Origin of the sequence: Streptomyces sp. CB01580 (assembly GCF_001905795.1) — a bacterium.
In the GTDB taxonomy this organism is placed as follows: Bacteria; Actinomycetota; Actinomycetes; order Streptomycetales; family Streptomycetaceae; genus Streptomyces.
The window spans coordinates 23,076-36,452 of the sequence record NZ_LIXJ01000032.1 but is presented as its reverse complement, the minus strand read 5'-3'; the positions used below and the strand labels follow the sequence as shown (position 1 = coordinate 36,452).

At 69.5% G+C, this 13,377-nt stretch carries 14 protein-coding genes and 1 pseudogene; 8 read left to right on the top strand and 7 right to left on the bottom strand.

All coding sequences use genetic code 11. From position 1 onward, the window contains the following. Positions 1–48 precede the first annotated feature (48 nt). The 3 genes from AMK22_RS31555 to AMK22_RS31545 all read right to left on the bottom strand — a co-directional run bounded on the left by AMK22_RS31555 (position 49) and on the right by AMK22_RS31545 (position 2,886). Positions 49–1,041: a phosphotransferase gene (locus AMK22_RS31555; protein WP_073790715.1), complete on the bottom strand. Its 993-nt coding sequence runs from the start codon at positions 1,039–1,041 to the stop codon at positions 49–51. 403 nt (positions 1,042–1,444) lie between these two features. After that, positions 1,445–1,897 (bottom strand): pyridoxamine 5'-phosphate oxidase family protein, encoded by a 453-nt coding sequence (locus AMK22_RS31550; protein WP_073790664.1) that lies wholly within the window; start codon positions 1,895–1,897, stop codon positions 1,445–1,447. A 329-nt stretch (positions 1,898–2,226) separates the two neighbouring features. Then, a complete protein-coding gene (locus tag AMK22_RS31545) occupies positions 2,227–2,886 on the bottom strand; it encodes a response regulator (RefSeq protein ID WP_073790663.1) in 660 nt (219 codons plus the stop codon). Positions 2,887–3,227: 341 nt separating this feature from the next. On the opposite strand from AMK22_RS31545, the gene pdhA reads away from it, so the two are divergent. From pdhA to AMK22_RS31530, 3 genes are read left to right on the top strand one after another with little or no spacing between them, the layout of a single operon-like run. Then, positions 3,228–4,466: a pyruvate dehydrogenase (acetyl-transferring) E1 component subunit alpha gene (gene pdhA, locus AMK22_RS31540; protein WP_073790661.1), complete on the top strand. Its 1,239-nt coding sequence runs from the start codon at positions 3,228–3,230 to the stop codon at positions 4,464–4,466. Positions 4,467–4,468: 2 nt separating this feature from the next. Continuing rightward, positions 4,469–5,449: an alpha-ketoacid dehydrogenase subunit beta gene (locus tag AMK22_RS31535; protein WP_073790660.1), complete on the top strand. Its 981-nt coding sequence runs from the start codon at positions 4,469–4,471 to the stop codon at positions 5,447–5,449. 19 nt (positions 5,450–5,468) lie between these two features. Next, the gene (locus AMK22_RS31530) at positions 5,469–6,947 is read left to right on the top strand and encodes a dihydrolipoamide acetyltransferase family protein (protein ID WP_073790658.1); all 1,479 of its coding nucleotides are present in this window, start codon (positions 5,469–5,471) and stop codon (positions 6,945–6,947) included. A gap of 11 nt (positions 6,948–6,958) precedes the next feature. Here the strand turns inward: AMK22_RS31530 and AMK22_RS31525 are convergent, their stop codons facing one another. Next, a complete protein-coding gene (locus AMK22_RS31525; protein ID WP_073790656.1) occupies positions 6,959–7,447 on the bottom strand; it encodes an ATP-binding protein in 489 nt (162 codons plus the stop codon). 249 nt (positions 7,448–7,696) lie between these two features. On the opposite strand from AMK22_RS31525, the gene AMK22_RS31520 reads away from it, so the two are divergent. Both AMK22_RS31520 and AMK22_RS31515 read left to right on the top strand, forming a co-directional pair. Further along, positions 7,697–8,587, top strand: a complete 891-nt coding sequence (locus AMK22_RS31520; RefSeq protein WP_242434233.1) for a helix-turn-helix domain-containing protein — start codon at positions 7,697–7,699, stop codon at positions 8,585–8,587. After that, positions 8,584–8,766 carry a DUF397 domain-containing protein gene (locus AMK22_RS31515; RefSeq protein WP_073790655.1) on the top strand — a complete coding sequence of 61 codons (183 nt, stop codon included), beginning with the start codon at positions 8,584–8,586 and terminating at the stop codon, positions 8,764–8,766. Before AMK22_RS31520 ends, AMK22_RS31515 begins: the two co-directional genes overlap by 4 nt. On the opposite strand, the gene AMK22_RS31510 is transcribed toward AMK22_RS31515, so the two are convergent. Both AMK22_RS31510 and AMK22_RS31505 read right to left on the bottom strand, forming a co-directional pair. Next, complete coding sequence (locus AMK22_RS31510) at positions 8,705–9,433, bottom strand: class I SAM-dependent methyltransferase (RefSeq protein ID WP_079186510.1); 729 nt, start codon at positions 9,431–9,433, stop codon at positions 8,705–8,707. The two genes, AMK22_RS31515 and AMK22_RS31510, sit on opposite strands and share 62 nt — an antisense overlap. A gap of 71 nt (positions 9,434–9,504) precedes the next feature. After that, the gene (locus AMK22_RS31505) at positions 9,505–10,005 is read right to left on the bottom strand and encodes a hypothetical protein (protein WP_073790653.1); all 501 of its coding nucleotides are present in this window, start codon (positions 10,003–10,005) and stop codon (positions 9,505–9,507) included. Positions 10,006–10,555: 550 nt separating this feature from the next. Between AMK22_RS31505 and AMK22_RS31500 the strand changes: the two genes are divergently transcribed. The 3 genes and pseudogenes from AMK22_RS31500 to AMK22_RS31490 form a co-directional block, all read left to right on the top strand. Continuing rightward, complete coding sequence (locus AMK22_RS31500) at positions 10,556–11,305, top strand: DUF6879 family protein (protein WP_073790652.1); 750 nt, start codon at positions 10,556–10,558, stop codon at positions 11,303–11,305. Between the two features lie 12 nt (positions 11,306–11,317). After that, on the top strand, positions 11,318–12,169 hold the full coding sequence (locus tag AMK22_RS31495) for a helix-turn-helix domain-containing protein (protein WP_073790650.1): 852 nt from the start codon (positions 11,318–11,320) through the stop codon (positions 12,167–12,169). A gap of 193 nt (positions 12,170–12,362) precedes the next feature. After that, positions 12,363–12,773: pseudogene (locus AMK22_RS31490) on the top strand (IS701 family transposase); the annotation flags it as partial. Between the two features lie 35 nt (positions 12,774–12,808). Here AMK22_RS31490 and AMK22_RS31485 read toward each other — a convergent pair. After that, positions 12,809–13,243, bottom strand: coding sequence for a hypothetical protein (locus tag AMK22_RS31485; protein WP_073790649.1), 435 nt, complete (start codon positions 13,241–13,243; stop codon positions 12,809–12,811). Positions 13,244–13,377: the final 134 nt, after the last annotated feature.

Here is a 13,377-nt window from a genome sequence, read left to right as displayed (position 1 = left end):
CCGGAGCCACCGCCCCCGCGCGGACGCCGGGGCCCACCCCCGCCGACGTCACCCCATGAACGCCTCGCACACCGCCTCGTACTCGCGCGTCCACCAGACCACCAGGGCCGACACCGCCGGGAACTGCGGGTCGGCCCTCCGGTCGTGCAGGCAGTACCGCCAGCGCAGTATCCAGAAGTCGTTGAGCCGCTCCCACCACACCCGGTGCACCGCCGCGGCCAGCTCGGCCGTCCCCGCCCCGGCCGCCCGCCGGTAGGCCCCCGCGTACGCCCGTACCTTCGCCAACTCCAGTTCCCCGCCCGGCCGCACGAAGAAGATCGCCGCCGCCCGCACCGCCTCCTCCGCGCGTGGCTGGACCCCCAGCCGGTCCCAGTCGAGGATCGCGACCGGGTCCGTGCCCCGGTAGAGGACGTTCAGCGGGTGGAAGTCGCCGTGCACCCAGCCGGTGGCCGGGACGTCGGGGGCGGGAGGCCGTCGGTCGGCGTGCCGTTCCAGCAGGGCGCGCCGTTCCAGCAGGCGGTGTTCGGCCAGTTCGTCGAAGCAGTCGCGGTGCCGCCGACCGCGCGCCGCGGCCAGCAGCTCGTCGATCAGCGTGAAGGTGTCGACGGGGTCCGGGCTCGGGTGCCCGCCGGACCGCCCGGCCGGCTCAGGGAGCGTGCCCATGACCCTTTCCAGTCCGATGTGCACGGCGCCGAGCAGGGCGCCGAGCCGCCGGGACTCGGCGCGGGTCAGCTGGTCACCGGTCCGGTGCAGCCCGTCGACCCAGGGGTGCAGGGCGTAGCACCGGCCGCCGATCTCCGTGACCGTGTCCCCCTCGACGTCCTCGACGGGCGGGGCGACCGGCAGCCCGAGCGACTGGAGGCGCTGGGTGGCGCGGTGCTGGCGCACGATCGTGGCGCGGTCGCCGGTGGAGGCGTCGAGGTGGTGCTTGAGGAAGTAGGCGCCGCGCGTGGTGGAGACGCGGTAGCCGTGGTTGAGCAGGCCCTGCGTGATGGGCTTGCAGGTGAGCGGCGCACCGGCGTTCGGGTAGCGGCGCAGCACCTCTTCGACCGGCGGCACGGGCGGGCGCGGCCCGGTGGGGCGGCTCGCGTCCTGACGGTCCGTCGCGTTCGGGCGGTCCGTCCGGTCCCGGCGGTCCGTCCTGTCCCAGCGGTTTGTCCCGTCCCGGTGATCCGTTCCGTCCGGATGGTCCGTTCCGTTCAAGTGGCTCGATGCGCTCGGGCGGGTCGCCGTCGGGCGAGGTGCGGCCGGACGGGGGATCGCCGGGCGAGGTACGGCCGGACGGGGTACGGCCGGACGGGGCACGACCGCCCGGGGCACGGCCGACGGAGCGGCGGGGAGAACCGGCGGTGCGGAAGGAAGGACCGACGGGGCGGCGGTAAGGACCGACGGACCCGGCGAAAGGGCTGAAAGGGGCACAGATGAGCGCAGCACCCGCCAGATGTTAGATCACGCTGTGTTGTGGATCGGCTGACTTGCGTGAAAGTCCGGAGTGTGCGTGGAAGCCGAGCGTGTGCACGGTGACGAAGTGCGGGGCGACCGCGAGGTAGGCAGGGGCGAAGGGCTCCCCGTTGACCACGGAGGGTGCGTCACCGAAGCGTTCCCGCTGCCCGGGGGTCGGGTGCACGATCTGCGCGGGGCCGGTGAACTGCACGGACCACAGCTCGCCGTCGTACCCCGAGGGCGCGGTGTGGTAGTTGTCCGCCCCGTACGCCACCACCGTGCCGTCGCACGCGTCGTGATAGCCGAGGCCCTCGTGCATCCGCAGGACGACCCGGCCGTCGGCGACAATGTGACGGGCCACGGCCAGTATCGGAAGGGCCCGCATGCTCGTCGCCAGCCGGCCGTACGCGACGCGGCCGAGCAGTTCGAGCGCGTGGAGATCCTCAGAGGGCATGTCCTCCACTCTTCCGGCACCCCCCGGCGGCGGGAAGAGGCCCCTGCCCCGGTTGCCCCGGGACCAAAGTCCCGAAGATCACCAAGAGGGCATCGATGGATCACCGGGGATCGCCCGGGATCATCAAGAGTTCAACGAGGTCACCGATACGCCACCGGAGGATCACTGGCGCCCGGTAGGCGCGGCGCGCGGGGTGGGCGTCGGCCGGACCGCTCGGCGCGTTTCCGCCGGGACCGGTGACTGGACCGCTCGGCCCTGTTCCGCCCGGACCGGTGGCCGGGTGGCCGGACCGTTCAGCGCGATTGCGCGCGGGGTGGGGGCGGGACCGCTCAGCGCTTCTCCGCCTGGAGCCTGGCCACGTACGCGGCGGCCTGCGAGCGCCGTTCCATGCCCAGCTTGGAGAGCAGGCTGGAGACGTAGTTCTTGATGGTCTTCTCCGCGAGGTGCAGCCGCTCGCCGATCGCGCGGTTCGTCATTCCCTCCCCGATCAGGTCGAGGATCTTGCGCTCCTGCTCGGTGAGCGAGGCCAGCCGCTCGTCGCCCCCGCCCTTCTTCCCCTCGCGCAGCCGCTCCAGCACCTGGGCGGTCGCGACCGGGTCCAGCAGCGACTTGCCGGCCGCCACGTCCCGGACCGCGTTCAGCAGTTCGGTGCCACGGATCGCCTTCAGCACGTACCCGGACGCACCCGCCATGATCGCGTCGAAGAGCGCCTCGTCGTCGGCGTACGAGGTCAGCATCAGGCACTTGATGCCGTCGTCCTGGGAGCGGATCTCCCGGCAGACCTCCACCCCGCTCCCGTCCGGCAGCCGGACGTCGAGCACGGCCACGTCGGGCCGGGTCGCCGGGATGCGGACGAGTGCGTCCGCCGCCGTGCCGGCCTCGCCGACCACCTCGATGTCGTCCTCGACCGACAGCAATTCGTGGACCCCGCGCCGGACCACTTCATGGTCGTCCAGCAGAAAAACAGTGATTTTTCCTTGTTCGCGCACAAAATGAAGTCTCACATACTCGCCTCTTCCCTGCCGCCGAACGGCGGGATAACGTGCCGGTGTTCCGGCAGCCCACAAGGCTGTTCCCAGTGCTGTGACCAGCGAGAGTTCCCGACTTTTTCGATTTACTTGGAAATCCAAGCAAAATCGCAGGTCAGGAAGGGTTTCGCAGTTATGCGGCGTACTGGGTAACGTGCTTTTGGCAGGGCGCTCGCCGGGGCACCTGTCACGCCTGTCTCCCGAACCGAGCGGCACCCACCCCGTGCACGGGTACGGGCGCAGGCGAGCCGCACTGGCTTCCCGGCAGACCCCGGGGGCCGGACCGACGGAGGAGCACGCACGTGACCGTGGAGAGCACTGCCGCGCGCACACCGCGACGCAGCAGCAAGCGGACCAGCGCCGTGAAGACGACCACGAACAAGCCCACTAAGGCGACCGCCAAAGCGACCGCCAAGGCGCCCGCGAAGAAGCCGGCCAAGGCGACTGCCGGGGCCCCGCGGAATTCCGAGCCCGAGCTCGTACAACTGCTGACGCCCGAGGGCGAGCGTGTGGAGCACCCGGACTACCAGGTGGACCTGACCGCCGAGGAACTGCGCGGTCTGTACCGCGACATGGTCCTCACCCGCCGCTTCGACGCCGAGGCCACCGCCCTCCAGCGCCAGGGCGAACTGGGCCTGTGGGCCTCGCTGCTCGGCCAGGAGGCCGCCCAGATCGGCTCCGGACGGGCCCTGAACGACGACGACTACGTCTTCCCGACCTACCGCGAGCACGGCGTCGCCTGGTGCCGCGGCGTGGACCCGACCAACCTCCTCGGCATGTTCCGCGGTGTGAACCACGGCGGCTGGGACCCCAACAGCAACAACTTCCACCTGTACACGATCGTCATCGGCTCGCAGACCCTGCACGCCACCGGCTACGCCATGGGCGTCGCCAAGGACGGCGCGGACTCGGCCGTGATCGCGTACTTCGGCGACGGCGCCTCCAGCCAGGGGGACGTCGCCGAGTCCTTCACGTTCTCCGCGGTCTACAACGCCCCGGTCGTCTTCTTCTGCCAGAACAACCAGTGGGCGATCTCCGAGCCGACCGAGAAGCAGACCCGCGTCCCGCTCTACCAGCGCGCGCAGGGCTTCGGCTTCCCCGGGGTCCGGGTCGACGGCAACGACGTGCTCGCCTGCCTGGCCGTCACCAGGGCGGCGCTGGAGCGGGCCCGCCGGGGCGAGGGCCCCATGCTCATCGAGGCGTTCACCTACCGCATGGGCGCGCACACCACCTCCGACGACCCGACGAAGTACCGGGCGGACGAGGAGCGCGCCGCGTGGGAGGCCAAGGACCCGATCCTGCGGCTGCGCAGGTACCTGGAGGCGGAGGGCGCCGCCGACGAGGCGTTCTTCACCGAGCTGGAGGCCGAGAGCGAGGCCCTCGGCAAGCGCGTGCGCGAGGCGGTGCGGGCGATGCCCGATCCGGACCCGATGGCCATGTTCGACCACGTCTACGCCGACGGGAATCCCCTCGTCGACGAGGAGCGCGCGCAGTTCGCCGCGTACCAGGCATCGTTCGCGGACGCCGAGGAGGACAAGTAGCCATGGCCGTGGAAAAGATGTCGATCGCGAAAGCGCTCAACGAGTCGCTGCGCAAGGCCCTCGAAACCGACCCCAAGGTCCTCATCATGGGCGAGGACGTCGGCAAGCTGGGCGGCGTCTTCCGGATCACCGACGGGCTCCAGAAGGACTTCGGCGAGGACCGGGTGATCGACACCCCGCTCGCCGAGTCCGGCATCGTCGGCACCGCGATCGGTCTGGCCCTGCGCGGCTACCGGCCGATCGTCGAGATCCAGTTCGACGGCTTCGTCTTCCCCGCGTACGACCAGATCGTCACGCAGCTCGCCAAGATGCACGCCCGCGCGCTCGGCAAGGTCAAGATGCCGGTCGTCGTGCGGATCCCGTACGGCGGCGGCATCGGCGCGGTCGAGCACCACAGCGAGTCCCCCGAGGCACTGTTCGCGCACGTGGCGGGCCTGAAGGTGGTCTCGCCGTCGAACGCGAACGACGCGTACTGGATGATGCAGCAGGCGGTCCAGAGCGACGACCCGGTCATCTTCTTCGAGCCGAAGCGCCGCTACTGGGACAAGGGCGAGGTCGCCACCGACGCCATTCCCGGCCCGCTGCACCGCGCCGCCGTGGCGCGCACCGGCTCCGACCTCACGCTCGTCGCGTACGGGCCGATGGTGAAGGTCTGCCTGGCGGCGGCCGAGGCGGCGCAGGAGGAGGGCCGGTCGATCGAGGTCCTGGACCTGCGTTCGATGTCCCCGATCGACTTCGACGCCATCCAGACGTCGGTCGAGAAGACCGGGCGGCTCGTGGTCGTCCACGAGGCGCCGGTGTTCTACGGCTCCGGGGCCGAGATCGCCGCCCGCATCACGGAGCGCTGCTTCTACCACCTGGAGGCACCGGTGCTGAGGGTCGGCGGCTACCACGCCCCGTACCCGCCGGCGCGGCTGGAGGACGAATACCTGCCGGGTCTCGACCGTGTGCTCGACGCCGTCGACCGCTCGCTGGCGTACTGAGAACTGGGGCGTGACAACGATGACGACCGACACTTCCAATGCCGCTCGCGTCCGCGAGTTCAAGATGCCCGACGTGGGCGAGGGTCTGACCGAGGCCGAGATCCTCAAGTGGTATGTCCAGCCCGGTGACACCGTCACCGACGGCCAGGTCGTGTGCGAGGTCGAGACGGCGAAGGCGGCCGTCGAGCTGCCGATCCCGTTCGACGGGGTGGTGCACGAGCTGCGCTTCCCCGAGGGCACGACCGTCGACGTCGGCGAGGTGATCATCGCGGTGGACGTGGCGCCGGGCGGTGAGGCGCCGACCGCCGCCCCCGCCCCGGAGCCCGCGGCGGCCCCGACGGCACCGGCCCCGACGGCACCGGCCCCCGCGTCCGGTTCGGGCCGTAAGCCGGTCCTGGTGGGGTACGGCGTCGCCGAGACGTCCACCAAGCGGCGCGCCCGCAAGGGCGACGCGGCGGCGGCCCGCACGGCTGCCGCGACCGTGGCGGCCGCGGTGCAGGGCGAGCTGAACGGCCACGGGCCCGGCTCCGTGGCCACGGCGGTCCGGGAGAACCGGCCGCTGGCCAAGCCGCCGGTGCGCAAGCTGGCGAAGGACCTGGGCATCGACCTGACCACGGTCGTGCCGACCGGCGCGGGCGGGATCATCACCCGCGAGGACGTGCACGCCGCGGCGGCCCCCGTACCGGCCCAGGCACAGCCGCCGGTCGCCGCGCAGGCACCGGCCGCGCCCGTGTCCGTTCCGGCCCCGGCTTCCGTACTCGACGAGGAGACGGCCGTCACCGCCGCCGTCGCGGGTGCCCGGGAGACCCGGATCCCGGTCAAGGGCGTACGGAAGGCCATCGCGCAGGCGATGGTCGGCAGCGCCTTCACCGCGCCGCACGTCACGGAGTTCGTGACCGTCGACGTGACGCGGACGATGAAGCTCGTCGCGGAGCTCAAGGAGGACAAGGACCTCGCCGGGGTCCGGGTCAACCCGCTCCTGATCATCGCCAAGGCGTTCCTGGTCGCGATCCGCCGCAACCCGGACATCAACGCCGCCTGGGACGAGGCGAACCAGGAGATCGTGCGCAAGCACTACGTCAACCTGGGCATCGCCGCCGCCACCCCGCGCGGTCTGATCGTGCCGAACATCAAGGACGCGCACGACAAGACCCTGCCCGAACTCGCCGGGGCGCTCAGTGAGTTGGTGTCCACGGCGCGTGAGGGCAAGACGTCCCCCGCCGCCATGGCGGGTGGCACGGTGACGATCACCAACGTCGGCGTCTTCGGCGTCGACACGGGCACGCCGATCCTCAACCCCGGCGAGTCCGCGATCCTCGCGGTCGGTGCGATCAAGCTCCAACCGTGGGTCCACAAGGGCAAGGTGAAACCGCGTCAGGTCACGACGCTGGCCCTGTCGTTCGACCACCGCCTGGTCGACGGCGAGCTCGGTTCCAAGGTCCTGGCGGACGTCGCCGCGATCCTGGAGCAGCCGAAGCGGCTGATCACCTGGGCCTGAGGCCGTACGGTTCACTCACCGCCGGTGGGCCCGCGCGTTCTGACGCGCGGGCCCACCGGCGTCTTCACACCCCTTGCCGTGAGGGCGAGTTCGGCGAAGACGGTCTTGCCGACGGTACGGGACTCGGCGCCCCAGCGGTCGGCCACCCGGTCGACGATCAGCAGCCCGCGCCCGCTCTCGTCGCCGGCGCCCACACGCGCCCCGGGCCCGCACGGCCGCTCGCCGCACGCGTCGCTCACCTCGATCCGCAGGACGCCGGGCATGAGGGCGAGCCGCACTCGGAACAGCCGCTCGGGCACGGCGCCGTGCAGCAGCGCGTTGGTCGCCAACTCGCTGACCAGGAGCGCCGCGTCGCTGGACAGCTCCGGATGCCCCCACTCCGCGATGAGCCGGGCCGCGCGTCGGCGGCTGAAGGCGACGTTGTGGGGGTGTGGTGTGTAGTCGAGCCGGTCCTCGCGGAGAACGGGCTCGGGGACGGAGATCTGTTCGGCTGAGGTCATGGACGCGTGCCTCCGTGGATGCGGGCGGTGGCGATGCCGTACCTGCGGGGGCGCCGGTTTCGGCGCGAGGCAGGGCGGTGCACTTCCGCCGGTTTCGGCTCCGCTGTGCGAGCGGCTGTGCGCCGAACGTAGTGCCTCGCTCATCCAGGACTCAATACTCTGGGAGATATATTCCCCGTACGAGGTAGCGCCTCAAGATCGCGAGACGTGCTGCGACACTTGTGGGGTTCACCGGGACGGGAGGTCTGCATGCAGGCGATGGGCAAGAGGGCGAACGGCAACCGAGTCTCCACCGTTCTCGGCCGACGCCTGGGTGGGGAACTTCAAAGCCTGCGGGTCGCGGCGGGCAAGACTCAGCGCCAGGCAGCCGAAGCGCTCAGCGCGACTCCGACGAAAGTCGTGAAGATGGAGAGCGGGTGGGTTCCGATGCGGGATCCGGACATCGCGGCGCTCTGCACCTTCTACGGAGTCAGCGAGCCGAGGATTCTTACCCACTTGCTGGAGCTGGCGAAGACCGATCGCGAGAGACGCAAGGTCAAAGGGTGGTGGAACGAGACCCCGACTCTTGCGACGCAGGTGGAGTACATCGCGATGGAGGACGCTGCCGTCAAGGTTCGACAGTGGCAGATGGCCCTCATTCCTGGCTTGTTCCAGACGGCTGAGTACACGCGGGCCATGGGAGTGGCTGACATGTCGTGGGACGACATCGACAGGATTGAGGACGTTGTCGCGGGCAGAGCGAAGCGCCAGGCCAGGCTGTACGGCGATGCGCCCCTGCGGATCCATGCTGTCATCTGGGAAGCTGCGTTCCACCAACTGATGGGCGGTCCTACGGTGATGGCGCGCCAGCTTGAGCACCTGTGCAACTTGGCCGAACTGCCGAATGTGCACATTCAGGTGTTGCCGTTCCGCGCAGGTGGCCATCCTTGCATCGGCGGCCCCTTCAACGTTCTGTCGTTCGGCGAGGACGAGGCGGTGGACGTCGTGCACATGGACACCCCTCGGTCCACCATCTGGGTCGAAGACGCGGACGAGAGCCAGGTGTTTGTCAGCCTTTTCAACCAGGCTTCCCGAATGAGTCTGTCGCCCTACGACTCGATCCAGTTCATCGACAGCACTGCGAAGGAAATGAGCAAGTGACTGCGTTCCGCTTCCACAAGTCCAGCTACAGCGCGACGTCCAGCGAGTGCGTTGAGGTCGCCCGCAACATCCCCCGTACCGTCGGCGTCCGCGACTCCAAGCGGCCCGACGGCCCCGTCATCGTTCTCGGCCCCGCCGCCTGGGACGCCTTCCAGGACGAGCTGGTCCGGTCGGACTGACCCGGAACGGCCGGGCTAGGCGACCGCGCGCGAGCAGCGTTCCGATATGCCCCGGACAGGGGGCGTCCAGCACTCGCGCCTCGGCCGTGGCGAACCCGGCGCGGGTGAGCAGGCGCTCCCATACGGCGGGGCGGTAGCTGTAGCGGTAGGTGAACATCGCCTTGCCCGCGAAGCCTCCCTTGTACATGCCCTGCGGTCCGTACGCGCCGGGGATCGCTGGGGGCTGGGAGAAGACGAAGACGCCACCGGGCCTGAGCCGCTGGCGGACGAGGGGGAAGAGACGGCTCGGGTCGGTGAACCAGGCGGCTCCGAAGATGGAGTAGACGGCGTCGTACGTGTCCTCGTGCTCGCTCAGGTATTCCAGGACCTCGGCGCATACGAACTCCGCGCCGCTGCCGGCCCATTTCGTGGTGGTCTTCTCGACCATGACGGGAGACAGATCGACGCCCCGAGCGACGATACCGTGCTGAGCAAGGTGGGCGAGGGCGCGGCCGGTGCCGCAGCCGATCTCCAACACCGAACGCGGGTCGCCAAGCAGCTCCGGGCCGGGGCCGTGACCGGCGTACTGAGTCCAGCAGAAGACCGGCTCCGCGTCGTCCTTGAAGGCGGAAGCGGCGTAGGTGTCCCACAGCTCCGCCTCGGTGGCGATGTCGTGTTGTGCGGGCAAGGCGATTCCTGTTCGCAAGAGCCGGCCCCTGTCCTCCGGGGGACCGAGGACAGGGGCCGGCGTAGGACTGTTCAGTGGCTGTCGGGGACCTTGTTGTCGCACGGTGAGCAGTCCGTGCCGTCGATCGCCCAGAGTTCCTCGTCGATGTGGAAGCCGATGGATTTCAGGAAGTCCGCCGTGCGCCGGCACAGTCCGTCACGACGGCACTCGATGAACGGGGCGTGGTGCTTGTAGCGGCCCTCGTTGTACACGTCGCAGAGAGCCCACCACACGGGCGTGTCGAGGATGAGCTGGTGGACGCCGATGTCGACGAGCTTGCCGACCCCGAGGTGGACCTCGGGGTGTTCCATGCAGCCGATGGTGTACATGACGGCGTTGCCAAGGACGCGTTCGGCCATGTCGCGGACCATCGTGTGGTCACGCAGCAGCAGGGCGGTCTCGCGGTCCCAGAGGGGCATGCCGCTGTCGAGCACATTGATCGTCAGGTGCTTGACGTGGGGCTGAACGGCGTTGAGGAGTTCTTTCGGGTCCCGTGTGCGGGTGCCGGTGGGCCGGTCGAGCGTGACGGTCATGGACTACTCCTTCGGAGACAGGTCGTGCCGTACCGATTCGAGCCCGTCCCGCCCGTCAGCCTGTCTGGGGCCGGACGTGCGGTGCGGGCGCCTTGCGGATCCCTTTCCGGCAAGGGCTACTCGGTGATCTGGTCGGATCGGGTGACTTGAGGGGTCCTGCCGGTCGCCGTGGCACAGGCAGGTGCAGCGACGCACGAACGGGAGCCCGGTGACGAAGGGCAGAGGAACGTCCTCCGTCTGGCGGCACTCCCCGAGCCCAGGAGTGGGCGAGCCGACATCGGCTCCGAGCGACGGCAGCACGATGCGCGCTTGATGGGAGGCCGCCCGCAGGCACTCCACGGCTGTGGAGGGATCAATATCGCGCGCTGTGACCATGGACAGGACGGTATGGACAGTGAGTTACTGGTGGCGATGCGATGTTCTCAGATGTTCTCCCGGTCTGGCTGAATGTTCGCGTGTGGTCTCACACGAGGAAGCACACGCTGTAGTGCGGGCGCATCAGCGCTGGTGATGCTGAAGGCGACAGGACCCCACACCATGGGAGGCGACCGTGGCACGACGACTGCGCTTCAACGGCACCGACAGCAAGAACGGTGGTTGCCCCGCCGTTCACGAGGATCTCGACTCTGGTGAGATCCTCGTCCAAGGAACGCCGCTCACTGACCCCGAGGACATCGTCCAGCTCCAGCACTTCGGCCCCGGAGATGCGGCGGTGGTCGTGCCGCGTGAACTCCTTGTCAATCATGGGCCCAAGGAGGTCACCCACGTGCCCGAGCTGATCCGCTTGGAAGAGTTCGGGCGGCTTTTTGAGACTTTCGAGCACTCGGCTTGGCACCTGGAGACACGGCGGGGTTACGCATCGGACCGGGAGGATCCCGGGTACGCGAAGTTCCTTGCGACTGGCACGGCTCCGTGCGACCTCGACAGCGAGTGGTGCGTGAACATCCGTCGGCAGACGGCCAGCGGCAAGTACGTGGGGCGGGTGCGCGTCGTTGACAACCCGCCGACCGAGGGACAACTGTTCCTGCTCGGCTATGCGAAGTGCAACGCGGCCACGGGCGAGGACGTGCGGAACCTGTGGCGCGAGGACGCGGCGCGCCTACGGCTGCCCACTGAAGACTTCTGGATCTTCGACAGCCGGTTGGTGGCCGTGCTGCGCTTCGACGACGAGGACGCCTTCCACGACATCGAGGTCATCACGGAGCCTGCCGAGGTCTTGCGGTACTGCCAGGTCCGCGACGCCGCGGTGCACGGGTCCTTGCGCTACGACGAGTTCGCGGCGCAGCTCGGCGCCAACTAGCGAGCAGAACCAGTGAGCACAGACTTCCAGCAGGCCAGGGAGGCCCTCGGACTGCGCTTGAGGGAACTCCGGATGTCGGCCCCAGGAGGACGGCTCACCGGCACGCAACTGGCTCAGCGGCTTGGTTGGCCGCACTCCAAGATCTACAAGCTGGAGAACGGACGGCAGACCGCCACCAGCGACGACCTTCGGGCCTGGGCCGGAGGTGTCGGCCGGCGGGATGTCTTTGATGAACTGGACGCCCGGCTCAAGGGCTTCGAGTCGCGCATCCGTTCCTGGCGCCGACAGCTGGCCGCCGGACACCGGCCCGTGCAGGACAGCTGGAACCTTGAGGTCGGGCGGTCCCAGACCATCTATGCCTGGGAGGAGTCTGTCGTTCCTGGCATGCTGCAGACGGCCGACTACGCGCGGCACATCTTCCTGCGGTACGCGGACCTTCAAGGTTCGGTACGCGACACAGATGCTGCGGTCCGTGCCCGCATGCGGCGTCAGGAGTGGTTGTACGAAGCGGGCCGAAAGTTCCACGCTTTGGTGTGGGAAGCGGCCCTCCACGCACTGATCTGCCCTCCATCTGTCCTCGCCGGCCAGCTCGATCGACTCGTCGGCATCATCGGGATGGACACCGTGGAGCTAGGAATCATTCCGCTTGGCGCCGCGCTCAAGATCCCGGCGGCCAACGGCTTCTGGGTCCTGGATGACAGGCTCGTGATTGCCGAGGACTGGCATGCGGAGCTGTGGCTCGACGAAGCCGACAGCGTGGCGACCTACCTGCGGGTCTGGAACACACTCAGGGAATCCGCCGTGTACGGCACTGACGCGCAGAACCTCATCTGTGCAGCACGACGGGCGTTGCGATCACGCTGAGCTTGTGGGCTGTCCGTGGGCCGACCGCACGGCGAGCGGCTGGGCCGGGCGCGGGGGGCACCTGCGGCCTCGGGCCCGTTGGGCACTGGCCAGCGCCTCTCCCTCCGCGTGAGGGGGAGGAAGCGGCGCCGCAGCGTGGGCGGGGTGGACGATCAGGGGCGTGCCGGGGCGGGGGCGGTGATCGTGCCCCAGCCGCTGCTGGTCACCGGCCCCGGCACCCCTGGCCACGCTGGTACGGGTCGCCGGGGCGCCGGGTCGCCGGGTCGAGTTGGCGGGTGGAGGAGACCTTCCAGGCCGGAAAGGGCTTGGCCGGGCTGGACGAACACCAGCTCCATCGCTTCACCTCGTGGTCCCGCTGGGTGACCCTGGCCATGCTCGCCCACGCCTCCTCGCTGTTCTCCGCGCCGACGAGCACGCCCGCGCCCCCGCCCCGGACGGGCTGATTCCGCTCACCTGCAACGAGGTCCAGCGACTGTTCATCACCCTCGTCGTCCAGCCTGCCCACGACGCGGCCCACCGGCTCCGCTGGTCCACCTGGCGACGCCGCCATCAGGCCCGAGCCCGGGCCGGCCATTACCGCCGGCAAGCCGCGAATCAGACATGAAGATCACGAGCTGCGGCGGGAGCGCCAAGGGCGGCTCAGGAGTAGGGGAACTCCTGGGCCGCCACCCGGATGGTCTCGTCCATCCGTAGGACGACGCAGCTCACAGTCCCGGACTCGACGATCAGGATGTCGGGCACGTACGACTCGTAGAAGCGGAGGTACCCGATGGGGCCCGCGGTCGTCGTCCGCGCTCCGAGCCATAGCAAGAGCCTGCGCAGATCGTGGAACCCGTCGGGATGCGCCTCCTGCCGCACGGTCAACGCCCAACCCCCATGGACCGAACGCAACTCCGCCACCTGGAGGCCTCCGATGCGCGATGCCGGCCCTCGGTCGTCCCAAAGGGGAACCTCGTACCCCTCGTCCTGCCGACCACCTTCCTCCGCCAAGTGCCAGCGGAGCAGGTCGAGATCGCGGGACGAGAGGGAGTCCGGCAGGTCGAGCGTGAGTTGGAGTTCATAGGTGTCAGCCACGGCCGCAAGCCTATGATCCCGGCAGGGGCGAGGCCCAGAACGACAAGAGCCGTATGACGGGAGGCTGTCACGTACGGTTCCGTGGGAGCCCGGAGGTGGGATTCCCCCGGGCGACCCGACTATTAGGGTGGTCC